4 protein-coding genes are annotated in these 25,440 nt (G+C 68.7%); all 4 read left to right on the plus strand.

Annotated features, from left to right (window positions below):
* Window positions 1-89 precede the first annotated feature (89 nt).
* The 4 genes from GOOTI_RS13935 to entS are packed head-to-tail and all read left to right on the plus strand — an operon-like array spanning window position 90 to window position 25,382.
* Window positions 90-3,137 carry a non-ribosomal peptide synthetase gene (locus tag GOOTI_RS13935; RefSeq protein WP_007239239.1) on the plus strand — a complete coding sequence of 1,016 codons (3,048 nt, stop codon included), beginning with the start codon at window positions 90-92 and terminating at the stop codon, window positions 3,135-3,137.
* A complete protein-coding gene (locus tag GOOTI_RS13940) occupies window positions 3,134-10,612 on the plus strand; it encodes a non-ribosomal peptide synthetase (protein ID WP_007239240.1) in 7,479 nt (2,492 codons plus the stop codon). The genes GOOTI_RS13935 and GOOTI_RS13940 overlap by 4 nt, the downstream gene beginning before the upstream one ends.
* On the plus strand, window positions 10,609-24,078 hold the full coding sequence (locus GOOTI_RS13945) for a non-ribosomal peptide synthetase (protein ID WP_007239241.1): 13,470 nt from the start codon (window positions 10,609-10,611) through the stop codon (window positions 24,076-24,078). Before GOOTI_RS13940 ends, GOOTI_RS13945 begins: the two co-directional genes overlap by 4 nt.
* Window positions 24,075-25,382 carry an enterobactin transporter EntS gene (entS, locus tag GOOTI_RS13950; RefSeq protein WP_007239242.1) on the plus strand — a complete coding sequence of 436 codons (1,308 nt, stop codon included), beginning with the start codon at window positions 24,075-24,077 and terminating at the stop codon, window positions 25,380-25,382. Before GOOTI_RS13945 ends, entS begins: the two co-directional genes overlap by 4 nt.
* Window positions 25,383-25,440: the final 58 nt, after the last annotated feature.

The raw sequence follows: 25,440 nt of genomic DNA on the forward strand, positions 1-25,440 counted from the left end.
GTTAAGGCTAGGGTAAGCTAACTTTTCATGGTTGGCTGCAGTCGAGTGCCCGAGAGCGCGGCCTCACGGTTTCCCGGGGCGGGATGTTGATGCGCGCCACGTCTGCGCAGCAGGGATTGTGGTTCGCTCACCGGGTTGCGCCGAGCCCCGACGTCTTCACCATCGGTCAGCTCATCGACTTCGACGGGCAGCCCGATCTCGTCCGTCTCACCGCTGCCGTGCACGCCGCCCTCGACGAAGCCGACGGCCTGCGGTCGCGGTTCACCGAACGGAACGGGTCGGTCATCGTGAGCCTCGGCGACGCCATCGACGTCCCCGTCCGCGAGCTCGGGGGCGATCCGGACGCGATCGACGCCTACGCCCATTCCGCCGTGCGGGTGCCGATCGATCCCGCAGCCGGTCCGTGCGCGGCAATCGAGATCCTCGTCGCCGGTGACCGCATCGCCCTGCTCGTGGTGGCACACCACATCGTGCTCGACGCCTACGGACTAGGGCTTCTCGTTCGACGCGTCGGCAGGCTGTACTCAGATCCACGCGATGATAAGCGACTCGGGAGCGTCGCCGATCTTCCGCGCGAGCCCGACGTCGGGACAGACGCGATCTTCTGGGAGCGCGAACTCGACGGAGTCCATGGAGCACTCACTCTCGGCAGCGTGCCGCGCAGCCACCGCGTTGCGGCCGACACACACTCGGTCAGCATTGCCGTCCCCGGCGCCGGTGCGCTGGCGATGTCACCCGAGCGTCTCGTCGCGGCAGTCGCTGCATTCTGTGCGCGCACGACAGGGACCGATGATGTGGTGATCGGATTCCCGATGATGAACCGATTCGGCTCCCCCACAGCCAATGTCGCGTGCACGACGGTCAACGTGGTTCCGTTGCGGGTCGCTGTTTCCCCCGCGGCCACCGCGGACGACCTCGCCGCTGACGCCGCAGACGGCATACGTCGAATCGCACCACACGCGCGTTATCGTGGCGAGGACATCGTGCGAGACGCACGCCGTCGTGGAGTCGACGGAGTCGTGGGACCCACGGTGAACGTCAAACCCTTCGGCTCCACGATCTCATTCGGATCGCTCGACGCAACCGTGCGCTCGCTGCGTCGCGGACCGGTCGTCGACCTGTCGATCACGGCGCTCGACCTCGGATCGGGATCGCGCGACCACACCGATCTCGAACTGACGCTCGACGCCGACACCGCGCTCTACAGTCGGGCCGACGTCACGCGCATCGCGAAGTCCCTCGCCTCGTTCGTCGCCGCGCTCCTCGACGAGCCGACGCGCCCGGTCGGCGCCCTGCGACTCGACGACGACGTCCAGAACACGCCTCCGTCGGGCACGTCCGCACCGATCGACCCGACCCCCCTCGACGTCCGTATCGCGGCCGCCCCATCCGATGCCGTAGCAGTGCGTCACGGCGACGACGTCGTGGACTACCGCGAACTCAATCGTCGGGCCGACGAACTCGCCGGCCGCCTCGGGTCCATCGGAACCGAGGCCATCGTCGCCATCGCCCTCCCCCGTGGTGTCGACTTGATCGTCGCGCTCCTCGCTGTGATGCGCAGTGGCGCAGCCTTTCTCCCGCTGGACCCAGGTTTTCCCGCCGATCGCAACGCGGCCGCCATCGCCGATGCGTCGCCGGTCGCGGTACTCGAACAAGGCGACGACGGGATCTCACTGCGTCGACTCGACGGCCGGAGCGACACCGCGGTGTCGGGCACCGACAACCGCGACGGCGCTGCCTACCTGATCTACACGTCGGGGTCGACTGGAACACCCAAGGGTGTCGTGATCCCGCGCCGCGCGCTGGCGAACTTCACCGACCACATGATCGGCGACCTCGGTCTCGGGCCCGGCCGTGCCGTACTCGCGGTGACCACCATCTCGTTCGACATCGCGATACTCGAGACGCTGGTTCCCCTTGCGGCCGGCGCCTGCGTGGTTCTCGCGAGCAACGACGACGTCCACGATCCGGCACGACTCGCTGCACTCGTCACCCGACATCGACCGGATGTCATCCAGGCGACGCCGTCCCTGTGGTCGGCGTTTCTCGAAGCGGGCCACGGCCCCTCACTTGCCGCTGTCGACGTGCTCGTCGGCGGTGAGCAGTTGCCGACCGACGTCGCGCGGGGACTCGCGTCCCACGCGCGGTCGGTGCGCAACATGTACGGCCCGACAGAGACGACCATCTGGTCCACGACGGCATGGGTCGACGACGCCGACGACATCACGGTGGGTACACCGATCGCCAACACCGGCGTGCGTGTGCTCGATGCGACACTGCACCAGGTCGGCCATGGGCACGTCGGAGAGATGTATCTGAGCGGCGCCGGAGTGGCACGCGGATATCGGAACCGTCCGGATCTGACCGCCACCCGTTTCGTCGCCGATCCGTTCTCCGACGGCGCGCGCATGTACCGGACCGGTGACCTGGCACGCGTCCGCCCCGACGGACGCGTCGAATGTCTCGGACGCACCGATCATCAGGTCAAGGTGCGGGGCTTCAGGGTCGAACTCGGCGACATCGAAACGGCACTCACGGCGCTTTCCGGGGTGTCCGGCGCCGTCGTCAGCTCGGTGGACGGCCGGCTGGTCGCGTATGTGACCGCTGACTCCTCCTGCACGGAAGTCGATCTCGCGCAGTCGACCTGGCGACGCGATCTCGCTGCGGTCCTGCCCGACTACATGGTTCCCTCGGCATTGGTCGTCCTCGACGCCTTTCCCCTCACGCCCAACGGCAAGATCGATCGACGGGCACTGCCCGCGCCTGACTACGCGGCATACGCCGCTCGGTCGCGTCCTCCGTCGAGCCCGGCCGAGCGCGATCTCGCCGGGGCCTTCGCCGCTGTTCTCGGCCTTCCCGCGGTCGGCGCCGAGGACGACTTCTTCGCCCTCGGCGGTGACAGCATCGTCGCCGTCCGGGTGGTGAGCGCTGCGGCCCAGGCCGGGTGGGAGATCACGCCACTGCAGGTCTTCGACCATCCGACGGTCGCCGCACTCGCCACCGTCGCACGACGTCGCGCGTCTTCCGACCCGCTCGACCGGTCGCGGGCACCGCGCAATGCCGTCGAGAGCGCAACCACCGCTATGGGGATCGACGAGGACGAACTCTCTGAACTGATGCAGGAGGATCTGCTGTGACCGCGGCGCTCGAGGATGTTCTGCCCCTCACCGGTCTGCAGGAAGCGATCGTCTACCGGTCGACGTCGCCGCGAGTGCAGGGCGACGTCGACCCCTACCTGATCCTCGCCGATCTCGCGCTCGACATGACACCCGGCGACACGGTCGACGTCGAGCGACTGCGCCAGGCGATTTCCGCGGTCGTCGCGCGACATGCCATGCTGCGGACCTCCTTCACCAGGCGTCGGAGCGGCGAACCCGTCGCACGGGTACACACGGACGTGGAGATCGAGCTCCCAGTGGTCGACATCGCCACCGTCGACGGCGGGCTCGTCGGATTCCGCGACCGTGCCCGAGCCGACGGCATCGCGTTGAATACGCCTCCCCCGCTACGGTTCACACTCCTCACGGAAGACGACGGTCCGCACCGGCTCTTCGTCGTCGCGCATCATGTCGCGCTCGACGGCTGGTCGCTGCATCTGATGCTCAGCGAGATCGTGCGGACCTATCGCGGAGACGCACTGCCGCCGGTGCGCGCGATCAGCGAGTACTCACGCTGGCTTGCCGACCGCGGGCGCGAGGTCGCACCGTGGGTCGAGGCTCTCGACGGTGTCGAAGCATCGACGACCGTCGACATCGTCGGACCGCCCATCCCCGCGACCCCGTTGCGCAGACGTCTCGACGCCGAGCTGTCCACATCGCTCCGGTCATTGGCCGCAGGCTGCACCGCAACGCTCAACACCGTGGTCCAGCTGGCATGGGCGCTCGTCCTCGCCGACTCGAACGACTCCGACGACGTCGTGTTCGGAACGGTGGTGTCCGGTCGTGACCCGTCGGTGCCCGGTGTGGACGAGATGATCGGCATGCTCGTCAACACCATCCCGGTCCGCGTACGCATCGACCCGACGGAGACCGTCGGCCGCGCTCTGACCCGGCTGCAGCGCGAGCAACTCGCCCTGCTGGCCGGCCACCACGTCCCGCTCGCCGACATCACCTCCGCGGTCGGCATCGACGGGCTGATCACCTCACTGGTCGTGTTCGAGAGCTTCCCGCGCGGCGAGGTACGTCCCCGCATCGAGGACGACAACGACTTCGCCGCAACACTTCTCGTCGAGGACGATCCCGAGATCGGACTCGTTCTCGAACGTCGCGGCGCCGATGCACGACTGCTCGACGACGCCGTCGCGTGGCTCGAGGTGCTCGCGTCGTCCCGCGACATCCCACTCGGACGGTTATCCGTCTCGTCGTGGTCTGAGCCGCTACCGGCGCCGCAGTCCGTGCCCTACGTCCCGGTGGGCGAGCAGATCTCGGCGGCGGCACGCCGATCGCCACGGCGTACGGCCCTGATCGCGGGCGAGCGCAGCGTCGGCTACCGCGAACTCGATGCCATGGCGGGCCGGTTGGCCCACGTGCTCTCCGCGCGCGGTGTCGGCACCGAATCCGTTGTCGCCGTCGCACTGCCACGCGGCGTCGACATGGTCGTCGCGCTTCTCGCCGGTGTGCGACTCGGCGCGGTCGTCATGCCGATCGATCCCTCCTATCCCGAGCGTCGTATCCGATTCATGCTCGACGACGCCGCACCCGACATCGTGCTCGACGACGAGGAATACGCCCGGCTCCGCACGGCAGCGCTCGACGCGCCGATCTCCGAACCCGCAGCACCGCATCCTGAGTCAGCCGCGTACCTCATCTACACGTCGGGGTCGACCGGCGTCCCGAAGGGCGTCGTAGGGACCGCAGCGGCACTGGCGAACCGCATCGCGTGGGCCGCCCGACGCTGGGACGGTTCGGTCGTGCTCGCCAAGAGCGCCATCGCCTTCATCGACGGCACCACCGAGATCCTCGGCGCGCTGGCGGCGGGCGCGACCGTCGTCGTCGCCGACGACGATGCCGCCCGCGATGCATCCGCGCTCATCGATCTCGCCGCCCGCCACAGCGTCGACCAGATCACGGCGGTGCCCTCTCTCGCGCGGGCGATGGTCGACGTCGCCGCCGCGGGCGAGGCATGCTCGATCGGCCGCTGGATCGTCTCCGGTGAGCCACTGCCCGCCACCACCGCAACCCGACTCGTCTCGACCGCTGACACCGTGATCAATTCTTACGGCTCCTCGGAGGTCGCCGGGGACGTCACGACCGAGACGATCACGAAGAGCGCCGGCCCCATCACCGTGGGCGCGCCAGTACCCGGCGCTGATGTCGTGGTGCTCGACCGTCACCTGCACCCCGTGTCGGCCGGTCGCCCCGGCGAGGTCTACGTGACCGGCGTTCAACTCGCACGCGGTTACCACGGGCACTCCGATTGGACGGCGACCAGATTCGTCGCCAACCCCGATGGCACCGGCGGTCGCATGTACCGCACCGGTGATCGCGGGATCATCGGCGCCGACGGAGCGCTGCGCCTCCTCGGGCGGTCCGACTCACAGGTCAAGATCCGCGGCGTACGGGTCGAGCTGGGTGAGGTCGAACAGGCACTTCTCGCCCTCGACGGCGTCGACGACGCCGCCGTGACGGTCGGTCACGACCACGACGGCACAACCCGGCTCGATGCGTACGTCACGGGAGACCTGGCACCCGACACGCTGTCCACCGAGTTGTTCGAGTCGGTATCTGCGGCGATGGTCCCGGCTACCTGGACCCGACTCGCCGCCCTCCCACGCACACCCGGCGGAAAGATCGACCGCACGGCGTTGCCCGAACCACGGGTGTCGCGGACGGCTTCGCGGCGCGAGCCGACCACCGATCTCGAGAAGCTCGTCGTCGACACCGTGGCAGATGTGCTCGGGATCGACACCCCCGGCCTGGACGACAGCTTCTTCGAGGTGGGCGGCAACTCGCTGTCGGCAACCCGCGTTCTCACACGGCTGCGGGTGGCCACGGGCCGTGTCGTTCCCGTCGCGGACGTCTTCGCGCACCCCGTACTGGCAGAGCTTGCGGCGTTGTTCGCCGACACGGGAGCCTCGATCGAGAACGACATGACCGACCGCACCCCCTCGGTGCCGCGTCCGGAACGCGTACCCCTGTCGCCCGCGCAGCGTCGACTCGCGTTCCAGAACGGTGTCGGCGACGCCGCCTACACGATCCCCTTCGCGGTCAGATTCGACGGCGCACTCGATCTCGCACGACTGAGCTGCGCACTCGATGGCATCGTGGCACGTCACGAGGTACTGCGCACGCGGATCGTCGACGACACGCAACACGTCGATCCGGTGGAGGATGCGAGAATTCAGATCACCGAACACGCCATCGCGCCGACGCAACTGGATGTGACGATCGCCGATCTGATCGGCCGCCCGTTCCACCTGGCGGACGACCTTCCACTGCGCGCCGACCTCCTGCGCACCGCCGCGGATTGCGCCGTCCTGCTGCTCACGGTGCACCACATCGCCGCGGACGAATGGTCGGCGGGCACACTCTTCGACGAACTCGCCGCCGGATACAACGGCGTCGACGTGCAGGCACCCGACGTCCAGTACGCCGACCACACGGTGGCCGAACTCGCCCGCCTCGGCAGCACCGACGATCCGGACTCCCTGTCGTCACGTCAGCTCGACTACTGGCGCCGACAACTCTCTGGCGCTCCGGCCGAACTCGGGCTGCCCTACGACCGGCCGAGGCCGCTCGACCCGGATCCGTGCGGCGGTCAGGTCGAGATCGTCGTCGGCGCAGAGATTCTCGACGGACTACGTGCTGCGGTCCGTGCGCTCGACGCCACCGTGTTCATGGGCGCACATGCCGCCGTCGCGCTCGCACTCAACGCCTCGGGAGCGGGCAGGGACATCGTGGTCGGAACCCCGGCCGCCGGGCGCTCGTCGGCAGCGGCCCACTCGCTCATCGGCATGTTCGTCAACACACTCGCGCTACGGACGGACCTCTCCGGGAATCCGACGCTCGTCGAAGTGCTCGGCCGCGTGCGCGAGACGGATGTCGCCGCACTGGCACACCAGGACGTGCCGTTCGACGAGATCGTCACCGCTCTCTCGCCTGAGCGCTCGCTCACCCGGCACCCGGTCTTCCAGACGATGGTGCAGTATCGAGATCCCATCGTGGCGCCCACTTTCGACGGCCTGGACGCCGAACCGGTCTTCCCACGGTCGGCGACCGCGAAATTCGACCTGACCTTCGAGTTCGTCGAACTCCCCGAGTCGGCCGGGATCCGGCTGCGCGTCGAATACGCTGCCGCACTCTTCGACGAGCAGACCGTGATGGACCTCGCCGAGCGGGTCCACGACGTCCTGCGTGCGATGGTGCAAGCCCCCACACGACACCTCGCGCAGCTACGACTCGGCCCGACGGCCGCGCTGCCCGTCCTCGACGCTCCCACTCACTCCACCGATCCGGAATCCGGCAGGAGCACCCTGGTCGACGTGTTCGCCGCCACGGCGGACAGGTTCGCCGACCGTGCGGCGGTCACCGCGGGTTCGACCACACTCTCCTACCGCGAGTTGGACGCACGGAGCGCGGCCATCGCGTCACAGCTGCACCGTGACGGTGTCCGACGGGGCGACCTCGTCGCGCTTGTCCTCGACCGGTCAGCCGACCTCGTGGCCGCGATCATCGGCGTGTTGCGTGCAGGGGCTGCCTACGTTCCGATCGACCCCGCCTACCCGCAGGAGCGGATCGCGACCACCCTCGCCGACGCCGATCCCGCGATCGTGGTCGACGCCGATTATCTCGACGGTGTCGCTCCATCCGACAGGAATGTCCCGGCCCGCGACAGCGAGATCGTCACCCCGGCGATCGGGACGGCCGATCCCGCATACGTGATCTTCACCTCCGGCTCCACCGGCAGGCCCAAGGGTGTCACCGTCACACACGGCAACGTCCTCGCGCTCCTCGACGCCACCGCCGACCTGTTCGACGTCGACGAGCGGGACGTGTGGACGCTGTTCCACTCGTACGCATTCGATTTCTCCGTCTGGGAGCTGTGGGGTCCACTGTCCACCGGAGCTCGCATCGTCGTACCCGACCGCGCCACGACGCGTTCGCCTGCCGACTTCGCGGCCCTCATCGAGTCCGAGGCAGTCTCGGTGCTCAACCAGACGCCGTCGGCGTTCTTCGCGCTCGATGCCACCGACACGGAGAAGGCTGATCGCGATCTCCGCTCGGTGCGCTACGTGATCTTCGGCGGAGAGTCGCTCGACCTTCCGCGACTGGCCGGGTTCGCCCACCGCTATCCGGACACGCGGTTGGTGAACATGTACGGGATCACCGAAATCACAGTTCACGCAACCTATCTCGCTATCAGCGAGGAAACCGTCACCGGGACGGTGGGCAGCGACGTCGGAGCCCTGTTGCCCGGGTTCACCGGTGATCTGCTCGACGACCACCTGCGCCCCGTGCCGGTGGGCGCGGTCGGCGAACTCTACCTCGCGGGCCCCCAGGTTGCGGCGGGCTATTCCGGCCGACCCGCGCTGCACACGACTCGTTTCGTCGCCGACCCGGCTGGCGACGGCTCGGTGCTCTACCGCACCGGCGACCTGTTCCGCCGGACCAGGCAGGGCGCATTGATCTATCTCGGCCGCGCCGACACCCAGATCAAGATCCGCGGTTTCCGTATCGAACTCGGCGAGATCCGGGCTGCGCTCACGGCGCTGCCGGGTGTCCGCGACGCAGCCGTCATCACGCGGCCCGGGCCCACGGGCGCCGACCGGATTCTGGGTTATGCGGTCACGACGGAACTCGATGGCCAGGCGCTCCGCTCGCAACTGAGCGACGTGCTTCCCGAACACGAAGTGCCCTCGGTGGTCACCGTGCTCGACTCGATTCCGCTGACGGTCAACGGAAAGGTGGACAGCCGTTCATTACCGGAGCCCGAGGTGGTCTCCGGCGCCAGTCGGACACCCGAGTCGCCCCTCGAGGTGGCACTTGCCGACATCTTCGCCGACACGTTGGGGCTATCAGATCCGCCCGGCGTCGACGACGACTTCTTCGCGCTCGGTGGCGACAGTATCGTCTCGACGACTTTGGTCAACCGCGCACGGCGAGAGGGCATCCGGTTCACGCCACGCGACGTGTTCGGTCACCGCACCGTCGCCGGACTCGCCACGGTCGCCGAGTGGATCGTCGATACCCCGCCGGTCGCCGCAGCAGAGCACTCAGCGGGGGCACTGAACTCGACGAACACCCGGCCGACCCCGATACCACTCCTGCCCGTCGTGCACCGGCTCCGCGAGATCGGGGGAACGATCGACCGATTCAACCAGGCACTCGTCGTCGACACCCCACCGGAGCTCGACGTCGACACCCTCCGTGTCATCCTCACGGCCCTCGTGGATTCCCATGAGGCACTGCGCAGTTCGTTGCAGGTCGTCGCGGGCGTGCTCTGGAGTATGCAGAGCACGCCGCCCGGCTCCGTCGACGTGGACGATGTCGTGCAGGTCGTCCCCGTCGACCGGCCGGTCTTCGACGATGACGATGCGCTCTCGGCCGTCGTCACAGCCGAATCGTCCGCGGCCACACGCCGATTGGCACCCACGTCCGGCAGGATGATCGCCGCGACGTGGTTGACGCCCAGTTCACCGGAGGATTCGGTGGCTGGACGACTCATCCTCGTCATCCACCACCTCGCGGTCGACGGTGTTTCGCGGCGAATCTTGCTCGACGACCTGCATGCACTGTGGGACGCCACGCGCAACGGAGGCGACACGCTTCGGCTCGCGACGCCGACGCCCCTGCATCGATTCACGACGGCGGTCACCGAGCGAGCAGCCGATCCGGCGCTTCTCGACGAGGCGACGCACTGGGCGCAGGTGTTGGCGCCCGGCGGCGAGCTCGTACCGGGCCGACCGCCCGTAACCGGCACAGTCGCCGGCCAGCGTCGCCACGTCGTCACCCTGTCCGCGAGCACCTCCGCGGCACTGGTGTCGGACCTGCCCGCGCGACGCGGGGTGGGGATCACATCGCTGCTCATCGGAGCCCTACGCGTCGCCGCGACCCGCGTCCTCGGCACCGCAGATCTCATCATCGACACCGAACGTCACGGTCGTGACGCGCACGAATTCGGTATCGACGCCGACCTGTCCCACACCGTCGGGTGGTTCACCACCATCGCACCGATCCGTCTGGACCCAACCGACGACATCGACACCGCCATCCACGCCGCAGAGGAGGCGTGGACGACGATGCCGTCCGCGGGCGCAGGATTCGGCATGCTCCGCTACCTCAATCCGCAGTTGTCCGCAGCACTCGCCGCCATGTCCCGACCGTCGGTGCTGCTGAACTACCTGGGCCGCTTCACCGTCGGCGGAGGCTCGCCATGGCAACCGTCCGCAGAATCGACAGCTCTCGCCGCAGACCCTGATCCGGGCCTCGGCGTCGCATATCCACTCGAGATCGACATCGTCTGTCGTGACGAGACGACGGGCCCCGTCGTCGCCGCGACACTGCGCTACCTCCCCGACCACCTCGACGACGCCGCCGTGCGCGCACTCGCCGACGAACTGTGCGCGACGCTCGACTCGCTCTCGGCGTCGGCAGAATCCGGAGCCGATCAGTGACCTCGACCCCGCCGGACACATCCGCCGACGACGCGGGATACGCGACCGCCGACACCGACGGTCCGCACGCCACGCTGCCGACGCTCGCCGGACAGCGCGACATCTACCTGTCGATGCAGGCGTCGCCGGATCCGACCCTGTACATCACGGGCCTCTACGTCGAGGTCGATGCCGGCATCGACGTCGAGCGTCTCCGGACGTCGCTGCTGGCGGTCCTCGACTCCGCGGAGGCCATGCGTGCGGTGTTCGTCGAGGAGGCGGGCCAGGTACGCCAGAGAATACTGCCGACAGCGGATTTCGACGTCCCGTTCCGCGACATCCCCGCTGCCGAGGTGGACCAGTGGATGACCGCCGAGTTGTCGCGGCCGATGGACGTCACGGTTGGCCCGCTCACCGAGTGCACGATCATCAGGAGCCTGGCACCGGACGGTCGTGTCGAGGCCGTCCTGGCACTCCTCAAGGTCCACCACCTCGTGTGCGACGGAATGGGTCTCGGATTCTTCACCCAGGCGGTGCAAGAGCACTACGACAGCACACGCATCCCCGCTGACGGAACCGACCCGGCCGACCGGTCGGGTGCCGAGACATCGACGGGCACCAGGGACTGGAGGTTGCGGCCGGTCCTCGACGCCGAAGCACAGTACCGCGAGGGACCCGATTTCGCCGCTGACGCCGACTACTGGCTCGAGCGAATGGGTGACCGACCGCAACCCGTGCGTCTGCTCGACGACGATCTCGCTCCCGGCCGCGGAGTCGTGGCCGCGCGCTTCGACATCCCACTCGACGATCTCGAAGCACTACGCGCCGTGGCGCGGGGTGCGGGGGTGCGACCCACCGTGCTGTTGATCGCAGCCGTCGCAGCGTTCGCACACGTGCGGACCGGGCAGACCGACCTTGTCCTCGCACTTCCGGTGACCGGACGCCTCGACCGCAGCGCTCGCACGACCCCGTCGATGGTGACGAGTGTGCTACCGCTGCGCGTCGACGCCGGTCCGCGCGACAACCTCGCCGACCTCGCCGCGCGAACCGAACGTGCGGTGTTCGCGGTGGTCGCCCACAGTCGTTTCCGCGGCGAGGATCTCGGTCGCGCACTCGCCGCGCAGGAGAGTCGGGCCGGCGGGCCGGCTGCGTCCGTTCAGCCTTACCGCATGTTCGGTCTCGGCGTGAACGTCATGGCCAACACCTCCCGGCAGACCATCGGCGGACAACCGCTCGCCCTGCACGCGCTCGCCTCGGGACCCGTGTCCGACATCGAGATCCAGATCCAGGTGCGGCGGCGAGAACGCCCGGCCGAGGTGGTCATCCGCACGGTCGACGACGCACGCGACGAGGCCCGACTCGTCGGTGCGGAGTTCGCCGTGTTCCTGCACTCACTCGCCATGAATCCGGGCGCACGGCTGCGCGCCTTCTCGCCCGACGGTCGAATCGACGCTCCCGCGCCGTCCGCGGGCCCGGTGGTGGCCGACGACGGTGTCGGCGCGGTACCACTCACACCGGCTGTAGCACGGTTGCGCGAACGGCAGATCGACCCGGAGTCGCTACCGCCGCGCGTCGTGCGAGCACGAGCCGCCTCGTCGGTGTCCGTCGATGATGTCCGTGAGATCGCCGCAGCACTGGTCGCCAAGCACCCGGCGCTGCGCACGACACTGAACCGCCCGGCACCCATCCTGTGGACGATGACGACAGGCGCCGTCGGCGACGTGGTGCTTCCCGTCACCGAGGCCGACGTCGAGCCGACCGACCCGTCGGCACCCGGAGTGACACTTGTGCCCGCGACCGGCGACGTGATCGCCGCATTCGACCCCGTGCTCGTCGACCCGACGTCCGCGGAGATCCTGCGCGCGGATCTACAGACCGCACTCGACGACGCGGCTGGGGCACGGCACATCGAGTTCGACGTTCCGAGCGCTGGACTCCGCACGCTGGCAACGGCATTGGCCGCTCAGGCAGCCGATGTCGCCGGACTGCCGCACTATCTCGAGACCCTGGCGCCAGGCGCTACCCTCCCGAGGGTCGGGGATGAATCCGCATCATCGCCATGCGATCGCGCGACAGTCACCTCACGTATCGACGTCGACGATCCGAGTATCCCGGCCCCGACGCGACAGGCCCTGGTACTCGCCGTCGCGCGTGCCACCGCTGATGTGTACGGATCCGATGCACCCACCCACCTGCTCATCGACGTCGCGCTCGACCTACGCAACGCAGAGGGGGCGGGTACGGTCGGCCCCCTGCAGGCACTCGAACCGCTACGTGTCGATCTGGCGAACCCGTCGGTCCCCGACACGCGCGCGAACACCACCGGTCCGTGCCTCGACGTCGTGCGCTACCTGTCACCGCAGGTGAGTGCTGCGCTGACGGCCGCCGCCACCGCGGGTCAGATCGTCGAGCCCGACGTGCTCGTCGGGGATCACGGGTTGCCGACCGCACATCCCGTGACGATCCGTCTGTCCCGCAACGCTTCCCGGGGCTGGTCGGTGATCGCCGAGGCCGATCCCCGTGTGGTCGCGCACGCCGAGGTTCTCACACGCGCACTCGCGGACGCGGTGGTTGCCGACGCCGATCGACGCCTCGTCACCGTCGATGAGTCGACGCTGGAGCGACTCACCGGTGTCCACGGGGTGATCGACGACATCTGGCCGCTGACCCCGCTGCAGGAGGGACTGTTCTTCCAGTCGCAGGTCGATGCGGGTGACGACATCTACACCGCCCAGTTCTGGCTCGATTTCGGCCACCGTATCGACAAGGACTCGCTACGGGCGGCCGCTCGGTCGTTGCTGCATGAGAATCCCGAGCTACGTGCCGTGTTCGTCGAGATCGACGGCGCCCCGGTGCAACTCATCATCCGCGACGTCGAGCCCGTGGTCGACGTCGTCGATCTCATCGACACCCCCGCCGACCTCGTCGACTTCGAACTCGACGCCGTGCTCGATGCCGACCGCACCGCGGACATACCGATCGACACGGCCCCGCTGTGGCGCATGACGTTGATCCACCTGCCGGGCGACCGCGACCGAATCGTCGTCAATCGTCGATTCCTGTTGTGGGACGGCTGGTCTGGTGGACTTGTCGTATCGCGCCTACTCGCCCACCTCGAAGGCGTCGCCGCCACGACACCCGAAGCGTCACTCCGCGACTATCTGGCCTGGATTGCAGCAACCTCCGACGCCGAGGCGCTCGACGCGTGGCGGGCACATCTCGACGGCTACACCGAACCGGCACTCGTCGCGCCGCGGGCCGTCAATGTGGCGCCACGAGCACCGCGTCGGATCGAGGTCGACCTGGGCGTCGACGTGTCGGATGCGCTGCGGGCAGACGCGCGGGCCGCCGGCGTCACGCTAAACACGGTCGTCTCCGGCGCGCTCACGCTGACCCTGTCACGCGTTCTCGGTGTCACCGATGTCGCGTTCGGCTCCACGGTGGCGGGCAGGCCGACCGAGGTCGCGGGCCTCGACACGGTGATCGGGCTGTTCCTCAACACCGTGCCCGTACGAACCGCGCTCCGACCCGACGAGACGGTACGAGAATTCTTGCGCCGCAGTCAGGACGCGCGCGTCGCGTTGATGGCCTACGACCACATCGGGCTGGCCAGACTGCAACAGGAAACCGGCCATCCGGTGCTGTTCGATGTGCTCTACGTGTTGCAGAACTTCCGCACCGAGGACGAGGAGCGCGAACAGTCGCGCCTGCACGACGTCATCGGGGAGGGCAGCCTCGATCACACCCATTACCCGCTCGCGCTGGTCGTGACGCCCGGCCGGTCGATCCGATTCCGTCTCGAATACCGTGACGATCTCATCGATCATCGGCACGCGAACGGCTTCGTCACGAGGTTCAGAAACGCGCTCGAATCGATCGGACGCGGCCTCGACGACTCGGTGGCCGCCCTCGATCTGACCCTCGACTCGGACGCGCCGTTGATCGGCCCGAGCCACCCACTGCCCGACACCACCGTCTCAGGACTACTCGCCGAACGCGCGGCCACCATCCCCGACGCAGTCGCCCTGGTCTTCGACGACCGTCGACTCACCTACGCGCAACTCGACGCCGAGGTCGACCGCGTCGCCCATATTATCGCCGACCACGGAGTTGGCGCGGAAACCATTGTCGCACTGGCTATTCCCCGATCCATCGAGACCGTGGTCGCGTTGTTCGCGATTCTGCGGACCGGCGGCGCCTACCTGCCACTGGAACTCGACCACCCCGACGCCCGGCTCCATCAGATCATTGCCGACGCCTCTCCCGTGTTGATCCTCACCCACAGCCGGGTGTCTACGCGGTTCGCCACTCTCGCCCTACCGACACTGCACATCGACGCACTTCCCCACCCCGACTCCCCGACCTGGGTCGCCCCGTCGGTCGATCCCGCGCAGCCCGCCTACGTGATCTACACATCGGGCTCCACCGGCAAGCCGAAGGGCGTCATCACGCCCTACCGCGGCTTGACGAACATGCAGCTCAACCACCGCGAGAAGGTGTTCGAGCCCGCGATCGCCCTCGCCCGAGAAGCAGGGGTGCGAGGCCGGCTCCGGATCGCGCACACCGTGTCCTTCGCGTTCGACATGTCCTGGGAAGAACTGCTGTGGCTCGTCGAGGGCCACGAGGTCCACATCGCCGACGAGCAACTGCGAGCCGACTCCGCCGCGCTCGTCGACTACTGCGCGACGCACCGCATCGACGTCATCAACGTCACGCCGACCTACGCGGCGCAACTGGTCGCCGACGGACTGCTCGACGGCGCGCACGTCCCCCCGCTCGTCCTGCTCGGTGGTGAGGCGGTGCCCGAACCGGTGTGGACGAGACTGCGCCAACATCCGCACACGCTGGGCTACAACCTGTACGGGCCGACCGAGTACACGATCAACACCCTCGGCGTCGGCACCGACGAGACACGGACATCGTCCGTCGGCACGCCGATCTGGAACACCACAGCACATCTCCTCGACCCCTGGCTGCGTCCGGTGCCCGCGGGAGTGCAGGGCGAGCTGTACATCAGCGGCGCGGGACTCGCCCGCGGTTACCTCGGACGTCCCGATCTGACGGCCGAGCGGTTCGTCGCCGATCCGTTCTCCTACGGCGGCCGGCTGTACCGCACCGGCGACGCGATGAGGATCAGACCCGACGGCAATCTCGACTTCCTCGGGCGCACCGACGACCAGGTCAAGGTGCGGGGCCATCGTGTCGAACTCGCCGAGATCGACGCAGCACTCACCTCTCTCGACGAGATCGCGGCGTCGGCCGTCGTCGCCGGCTCCGACCCAGCGACACCCGACGTCAAACGTCTTGTCGCCTATGTCATCCCGGCCGATCCGGCGCGTGAGCTCGACTACCAGGAGGTGCGCAGGCAGCTCGGCGCATCGCTGCCCGACTACATGGTCCCGACGCTGTTCGCCACCGTGCAGGGATTCCCGATGACCGTCAACGGCAAGCTCGACGTCAAGGCGCTGCCCGCGCCAGAGGTCGGCGGTACGCGTCGCGCGCCCCGCACCGAGCTCGAGCGACGCCTGTGCGAGATCTTCGCCGACGTGCTCGGACTACCCGACACCGACGACGGATGTCCCGTGGGCATCGACGACGACTTCTTCGCTCTCGGTGGCCACTCCATGGCGGCCATGCGGCTGGTCTCCACCCTGCGCGCCGACCTGGGCGCCGAGCTGGCCATCCGTGATCTGTTCGAGGCCAGGACTCCCGCCGACATCGCACTGCGCGCAGAGCTGACCGGTTCGAGCAGCGACATCCCGACCGGCGAGCGACCCGAGCACATTCCGCTCTCACCGGCGCAGGAGCGGCTCTGGGTGCTCTACGAGCTCGACCCCGACGACATCTCCTACCACTACGGCCACGTGGTGCGGCTGCACGACGAGATCGACGCCGCCGCACTGTCCGGGGCGGTCCGCGACGTGCTGATGCGTCACGAGAGTCTGCGCACCGTGTTCGACACCAGCCGCGACGGGGAGGTGTACCAACGCGTACTCGGTCCGGCCGACGTGCCCGACGTCGTCGAGATCCACACCCTCGACACAGCGACCGTCGCTGACACCGGACCGCAAGCGAGCGAGCTCGCCCGCGAATTCCTCACCCGCCCTTTCGATCTGCGATCCGCTCCGCCCATCCGGGTGCAACTCGTGCGGTTGCCCGCCGACAACGAGGCGTCGGACACCGGGGCACCGGATACGGCCCTGCTGACCATCGCGATGCACCACATCGCCACCGACGAGTGGTCGGACCGGCCGCTGCTCACCGATCTCACCGCGGCGTACGCGGCCAGGGTAGCCGGCGCCACCCCCGACTTCGCCGCACTACCCGTCCAGTACCCGGACTACGCGCTGTGGCAACGTGACCGCGTCGCCACGCGTCGCGTGGACCAGCTCCAGTTCTGGGCCGAGGCACTAGCCGACCTGCCCGACGAGTTGGCCCTCCCCCGGGATCGGCCACGACGACCGTCGGGTCTCGGTCCGGCGGCCACCGAGACGGCCGTCGTCGACGCGGACACCCGCGCCGCGCTGGCACAACTCGCCACGGCGCACGCCGCGAGCATGTTCATGGTCACCCAGGCCGCCGTGGCGCTACTGCTCCACCGCTCGGGTGCAGGCGACGACATCCCGCTCGGGTCACCGGTCTCGGGACGCAACGACCCCGCGCTCGACGACCTCGTCGGCTTCTTCGTCGACACCCAGGTGCTGCGGACCGACGTCAGTGGCCACCCCACCTTCGGTGAGCTCGTCGATCGCGTGCGCGCCGTCGACCTGGCCGCATTCGACAACCAGGACATCCCGTTCCAGCAGATCGTCGAACACTGCGCGCCGCCGCGTGTTCCCGGACGTAACCCGCTCTTCCAGGTCAGTGTCGGATACCTGCCACTCGGTGCGGTGCCCGACCGATTCCTCGGCATACCGGCGACTTTCGAGCACTTGACGTCGGCGTCGGCGAAGTTCGATCTCGCGTTCACCGTTGTCGACAACACCGAATCCGGTGAGTTGACCGTCGCGCTCGAGTACGCCACCGAGATGTTCGACGCGACGACGGCCCACGACCTGCTCGCCCGCCTCGTGCGCATTCTGCGGACCGTCGCCACCACACCAGACGTCGTCGTCGATGCCGTCGAGCTCGTCGGCCCCGACGATGTCGAGTCGATCCGTGCCGGAGAGCACGGCGGGCATGCACTGTCTGACGACGAGACGACGGTGGCCGACCTCTTCGCCGCGACCACACGTGCCCATTCCACTCAGATCGCGTTGCGCGACACCGACGGTCACGCCGTCACCTACGCGCAACTCGACGCTGCAACCGGGCAACTGGCCGCGTGGCTCGTCGACTCCGGGGTGCAACCCGGGGACGTCGTGGCCGTCGTGATGTCGCGCAGTATGGCTCAGCTCGCCGCCCTGCACGCGGTCCTTCGTGCCGGAGCGGCATATCTGCCGATCGACACGGATGTTCCCACCGAGCGCGTCGCAACGATCCTCGACGACGCCCGCCACGCGGCCGTCGTCTGCGACCCCACAGCGGTCGACGCCTTCGCCGACGGCGCCATGCCCGTGGTCGGCGTCGACGACACCCTCTTCGACAGGGCCCTCGTCGGTGCCGCCGGGCGGCGCCCGCTCGAGGACACCACGGCCGTCGGCGGACGGGTGCACCCCGATCAGCCGGCGTACGTCGTCTACACCTCGGGGTCCACCGGCAGGCCCAAGGGTGTTGTGGTCACGCATCGCAGTGTGGTCAACGTCCTGCGTTGGCGCCTGCAGACCATGCCGGCGGGCGGCCTCGGCCCCGGTGACACGGTACTGGCCAAGACCCCCGTCGGATTCGACGGCGCGGTCTGGGAACTGTTGCTGCCCTTCGCAGCGGGCGCAGCCGTGCTGGTCGCCGAGCCGGGTGCGCAGCGCGATCCCCGGCGGCTCGCCGAGCTCATCTCCGAGCACGAGGTGACCACGACGGTGTTCGTGCCGTCACTTCTCGAGCACTTCGTCACCTACCTGGATGTCGCGAACTCGTTGCGCCACATGATCGTCGGTGGTGAGGCGTTGCGTTCCGACCTGGTCGACGCGGTACTCGATGCCGCGCCGACGCTCGCGGTGATCAATGCCTACGGCCCGACCGAGACCACCGTCGTCGTCACCGACCACGTCGCCACGCGTGGCTGTGACGCCACCACCTCGCCGATCGGCCGACCCATCGCCGGTGCCGACCTGCTCGTGCTCGACACCTCGCTACGCCGGGTACCCGACGGCGGGGTCGGCGAACTGTACGTGCGCGGAACACCGCTCGCACGCGGCTATCACGCCAGGCCGGGACGCACCGCCGGTGCGTTCGTCGCCGACCCGACGGGTGAGTTCCCCGGCGGACGGGTGTACCGGACAGGCGATCTGGTCCGCCGCCGAGGCGACGACCTCGAGTACGTCGGCCGGACCGACAGTCAGGTGAAAGTGCGGGGTAATCGTGTCGAACTCGGTGAGATCGAGTCGGCTATGCGCTCCCTTCCCCAGGTCGCGGACGCGGCTGCGGCGGTCGACGCCGACCGGGTGGTCGGCTGGATCGTCGCCGCGCGCGACGAGATGACGGGTGACCCGGCGACACTGGTGGCGTCGGTGACCGAGCAGTTGTCCGCACTCCTGCCGGAGTACATGATCCCCGCGCCGCTCGCGGTGCTGGAATCCTTTCCGCTCAATCACACCGGCAAGCTGGACCGGCGTGCGCTGCCGACGCCCGGCGGCGCCGCCACGTCGGGAACCCCGCCGCGCACACGGCTCGAGACCGACCTCGCGGAGATCTTCTCGTCGGTGCTCGGCACCGACGTCGACGACGTCCACGCGAACTTCTTCGCCATCGGCGGACACTCGCTGGCGGCGATCAAACTCGTCAACCTGATCCGCGGTTCGCTCGGCTACGACGTCGGTGTGCGCACGGTGTTCGACGAACCGACGATCGCGCGACTCGCCACATCGCTCGTCGCCGACGGTGCGGGCGGCGCGGAGAGACCGGACGCCACCCCGTCGCAGGTACCGCCGTTGCGGCGGCGTCCCGGTGCCGCACCCGTGCTGTCGTACGGCCAGGAGCAGATGCTCACCCTTGCCGGCGTCTCCGGACCGACGAGCACCTACAACGTGCCGCTGCTCTGGCGGCCGGGCGGACCCGCCGGCACGACGCCCATCGATCCCGAGACCATGCGCGCGGCGATCCACGACGTCGTCGCCCGCCACGAGATCCTGCGTACCCGATACCCGGACGATCGCCCGGACGTCGTCGACGATCCGGCGGTTCCGTTGCTCGTGGCCGCGACTGCGGACGAACTGTTCGCCGACTCCGCGCACGCCTTCGATCTGGCGACCGAGATACCGATCCGGGTTGCAATGACGTCGCAGGTTGCAGTGGTGACGATCCATCACATCGCCACCGACGAGTGGTCGGCGGCGCCGCTGCGCGCCGACCTCGACACCGCCTACCGCGCACGCAGCGCAGGGCATGCACCGAAGTGGGACGCGCTCGAGCTCCAGTACTCCGATTTCGCTGCGTGGCAACGGGACCTACTCGCCGACGAGCGCGGCACGCGGCAGGTGCGGTTCTGGCGTGCGGCGCTCGACGGATCGCCGGAGGAGCTCTCGCTTCCCTACGACCGACCTCGCCCCCCGCGTCCGTCCGGGCGCGGCGACGGAGTGCTCGTCGCTCTCGCCCCCGACACCGTGCAGGCGCTCAAGACGTTGGCCGCATCGACCGGCACGTCGATGTTCATGGTGCTGCAGACCGCCGTCGCGGTGCTGCTCTCCCGCCTCGGCGCGGGCACCGACATCCCGCTCGGCTCACCGGTCACCGTCCGCGACGATGCGCGGCTCGATCGTCTGGTCGGCTTCTTCCTCAACACGCTCGTGCTGCGCACCGACGTGTCGGGGAATCCGACGGTGAGCGAACTGCTCGCCCGCGTACGCGCAGGCAACTTGTCGGCGCTCGAGAACAAGGACGTCCCGTTCGAGCAGGTCGTCGAAGCCGTCGCGCCATCCCGGTCGGCGGCCCTCAACCCGCTGTTCCAGACGATGGTGGTCTACGTCGAGGGACGACTGCCGGACGCGTCGCCTGCCGAAGGCAGCCCAGCCGCGCCCCCGCTCCCGACGACCGCGAAGTTCGACCTCTCCTTCGACTTCACCGAGGATCCGTCCGGCGACACTCCGCGCGTGGGCGGTGTCATCGAGTACAGCACCGACCTCTTCGATCGTGTGACCGTGGAAGCCATGGGACAGCGCCTCGTCACGGTCCTGGAATTCATGGCCGCACAACCGGATCGGGCACTGCGCGACCTCGACATCCGCATCCCCGCCGAACACCGCGATCTGCATCGCGCAGCCGCTCCCGCGGCGACCTTCCCCGAACTGTTCGACGCCGTCGTCGCACGCGACCCCAACGCGCCTGCGCTGCGCGGTCCAGACGGCACTCGCACGTTCGGTGAACTCGACACCCGGGTGACGGCGATCGCGACGCGACTCGTGGCCGAGGGCATCGGTCCAGAAGACGTGGTGGTCGTCGCACTGCCGCGCGGGGTGCTGGCCCTCGAGGCGATCTTCTCTGTCCTCGTCGCAGGCGCCGCCTACCTGCCGATCGAACCCGACACACCTGCCGAACGCGTGGCCGCCATGACCGCGGTCGCCCGACCGCGCCGGGTGATCGACGACGTCGCCGACCCCGTGCTCGCCGACCCCGATCCAGCCGATCCGATGCCGATCGGCGACCTGAGTTCTGCTGCAGTGCAGACGGATTCGCGACACACCGGCTCTGTGCGCTCGGTCGTCCCGAGAACCCCGTTGCGTCCGGACCATCCCGCGTATGTCATCTTCACCTCCGGCTCTACCGGCACCCCCAAGGGCGTGGTCGTACCTCATCGCGGACTCACCAATCTGTTCGCGAGTCACCGGCGAATGCTGTACGAGCCTGCGCGTCGACGCGCCGGGCGCGAGCGCCTGCGCGTCGGGCACGCCTGGTCGCTGGCCTTCGACGCCTCGTGGCAACCCCAGTTGTGGATGCTCGACGGCCACGAGGTCTCCATCGTCGACGCCGAGACCCAGCACGACGCCCAGTCGCTCGCCGAGCAACTACGCGCCGAGCACTGGGACTTCCTCGAGCTCACGCCGTCCCATCTGCGCCACCTCGACGGTGCCGAGGAGACGTTGAGCGCCGTCGGCTTCGGCGGGGAGGCGATCCCCGACGCCCAGTGGCAGCGTTACCGAGCCCTGCCCCGCACCGACGCCTACAACCTGTACGGGCCCACCGAGGCGACCGTCGATGCTCTCGTAGCCCGTGCGGCAGACGCCGAGCATCCCGTCGTGGGGCGCCCGGTGGACGGGGCACGGGCCTACGTACTCGACGCCGCGTTGCGTCCGGTCCCCGATGGCGTCGACGGCGAGTTGTATCTCGCGGGTGCAGGATTGGCGCGCGGCTACCTCGGTCGCGGCGACCTCACCGCCGAGCGTTTCGTCGCGGATCCGTTCACGGCCGACGGTGCCCGCATGTATCGCACGGGTGACACCGTGCGGTGGACCCGCGACGGTCAGCTCGACTACCGAGGTCGGCGCGACGACCAGGTGAAGATCCGCGGCTTCCGTGTCGAACTCGGCGAGGTCGAGGCGGCGCTCGCGGCGATCCCCGGCGTCACCTCGGCTCTCGTCGTCGCGCGGGCCGGGAGACTCGTCGGCTACGTAGTCGTCGCTGATCTACGCAGCGAAAGCGGCGCGGGGCAGGTCGAGCCCGCAACTCTCCGCGCCAGAGTGCGGTCGCTACTGCCCGACTACATGGTTCCCGCGGTCGTCGTCATCCTCGACGCGCTGCCCACACTTCCCAACGGCAAGATCGACCGCCGCGCGCTCCCGGAGCCGGACTTCGAGCACGAGGTCAGAGCGCCGGAGACGCCGGTGCAGCGCAGTGTCTGCCGCGCGGTCGCCGATGTTCTCGCCGTGGGGATCGACCGTGTCGGTCTCGACGAGGACTTCGCCGAACTCGGTGGTGACAGCATCGTCGCCATGCAGCTCGTCGCGCGACTGCGCGCCGAGGGATTCACCGTGAGCCCACGTGTCGTGATGACCACGAGGTCCCTCGCGGCGCTGGCCGATGCGCTGGAGAGCACCACTGGTACGCCGACCCTGGCGCAGGTCAGCACCGGTGAGGTCCCGGCGACACCGATCGTGCGGTGGCTTGAAGAGCTCACCGACGGCAGTGCTGAGCACATCGGCGGGTTCCATCAGTCCGTACTGCTGACGGTGCCGTCCGGTCTCGACGTCGACGCTCTCGCAGCGGCGACAACGACGCTTGTCGCACGGCATCACATGCTGCGCGCGCGACTCGTGACCCGGTCACGCCCGTGGCGCTTCGAGATCCCCGAGTCGGCGTCGGCCGTCGAGGTGGTCCGTGAGACCGACCGCGACGTGACCGCCGTGGCACATCGCACCCGTGACCGTCTCGATCCCCGTGCGGGCCAGATGCTCGCGGCCACCTGGATCGACCACGGAGACGAATCGGGGCGCCTGTTGCTCGCGATCCATCACCTCGTCGTCGACGGGGTGTCGTGGCGAGTGCTCGTACCGGAGTTACTGGCCGCCTACTCGCAGCTGACGAATGGCGTTGCCGCCGAGAACATCTCACTGGCGGACGTCTCGACCGACTTCGGCGCGTGGGCACGTGCGCTGGTGACGACCGACCGCAGTGCAGAACTCGACCTGTGGCGCGGTGCCGGCGCCGGTGCGGACCCGACCGCGATCTTTGTGCGTCCGCTCGACACGACGTGCGATACCCAGGGCTCCGCCGCACGTCACCGCGTCGAGGTGGACGCCGAGACCGCGCGGGCCGTTCTCGGTCCGGTGGGTGCCCGTCTCGGCGTCGGCGTCGACGACGTACTGCTCGGCGCCTTCGGAGCCGCGGTCGGCACACCGACCATCGTCGACTCCGAGGGGCACGGTCGTGTCGAGCACCTGGTAACCGGGGCCGATCTCACCGGCACTGTCGGATGGTTCACCGCGGTGCACCCGATCCGGATCGGAGACACCGACGACCCGCTCGAGCAGGCACGTCGCCTCGCTGCGCAGCGGGCTGCGATACCCGACGAGGGCGTGGGGTACGGTCTGCTCCGGTACGGATCCGATCTCGGCGACGGTGCCGTCCGTCGTGCACAGACTGACCTACCCACTGCGGCGATCGAGTTCAATTACGTCGGCCGGTACCGCGAATTCGCGTTCGACGGGTGGGCGATGGCGCCGGAATCGGTCGACATCGGCCCAGACGACGCGATGCCGGCCGGTTACGGGCTCATCGTCGACGTCGCCACCGTCGACGGAACGGACGGGCCGAGACTCTCGGCGACGTGGACCTATCAGCCGGGCATGATCGACGCTCACGCGGTGACAGCCCTGGCGGATCGGTGGCTGGCCGCACTCGTGAACCTGGCAGAGGTCACGACCGACAAGACGAACGGTACGACGGAAGGTGGTCGATGAGCGGGCGGATGCGCGGGGTTCTGATCGACATCAGTCCCCTGCGAGAGAGCGCCGCCTTCCGACGCATCTTCTGCGCACGACTGATCTCGATCATTGGAATCGGCCTGCTGATGGTGTCGGTGCCGATCCAGATGTACGACCTCACGCGATCGTCGGCACAGGTCGGCGCGGCAACCGCCGTCACGGGCATCACAACCTTCGTCGGGATGTTGATCGGTGGTGTGCTCGCCGACCGGTTCGATCGCAAGCGGCTGATCCTGCTGGGTCGCACCGGTGCTGCACTGAGCTTCGCGGGCCTCGCACTCAACGCGTTCGGCGTCTTCGGGACAACCTCGGTCGTGGCCCTCTACGTGCTGGCGGGGATCGACGGACTGATCGGGTCACTGTCGACGTCGGCACTGATGGCGGCCGTTCCGACGCTGATCCCGCGCGACAAACTCGTCGCCGTCGGTGCGCTCAGTTCGCTCACGGTTCGCGTGGGCACGGCGATCTCCCCCGCCATCGCGGGCTTCATCATCGCCGCGGCAGGCGTCGAGTGGGCCTACACGGTCGCGGCTGTGTTGGCGACGGCGACGGTGCTCATCCTGCTCGGACTCCCGTCGATGCCACCGTCGGCACCGACACTCGACGCACGACCCGAGCCGGGAGCCTCTGACGAGAACGCCGCCGACGCCGCACACCGTGACGCGCCCCAGTCGCTCATGGGATTTCTGACCTCGCAGCGAGTGGTCCTCGGCGTGATGATCGTCGGCGTGCTCGCGATGCTCGGGGCCGGATTGGTCGCTCTGCTTCCCGCACTGGTCGCCGAGCGGTTCGGGGGCGACGCCAGAGCCACCGGCCTGCTCTACGCCGCGGTCGCGTGCGGCGCCATGCTCGGTGCCCTCACGAGCGGCTGGCTCGCGGGCGTCGCGCGTCCGGGGATCGTGCTGCTCGGTGCGCTCACTGCCGCGGCTGTGGTCCAGATCGGGTTCGGATTCGCCCCCGTGGCGTGGCTTGCGATCGTGCTCCTGTGCGTCGTCGGCTATCTGGAAGCCACGCAGGAGGTCCTGAGGTACTCGCTCATCCAGCACCACACGCCCGGGCCGCTGCTCGGCCGGGTGAACGGGATCTGGATGGCACAGGAGGTCGGTGGCGTGACCATCGGCGCACTCGTCGCCGGCGCGTTCGGCACGATCTGGACGGCATCGGACGCGATCGTCTACTACGGTCTCGCGCTACTCGTGCTGTCGATCATCGCCGCCTGCGTACTCAGAGCCGTCGTGAAAGTCCGCTCCGAGCGTCCAGTCGAGAGCAGCATTTCCTGAGCCGCTCAGCTGGCGAGCGACTCCCGCAACTCCTTGCGGCTCACCTCGCGTTTTTCCC

It is taken from the genome of Gordonia otitidis NBRC 100426 (genome assembly GCF_000248075.1).
GTDB classification, from domain to species: Bacteria; Actinomycetota; Actinomycetes; order Mycobacteriales; family Mycobacteriaceae; genus Gordonia; species Gordonia otitidis.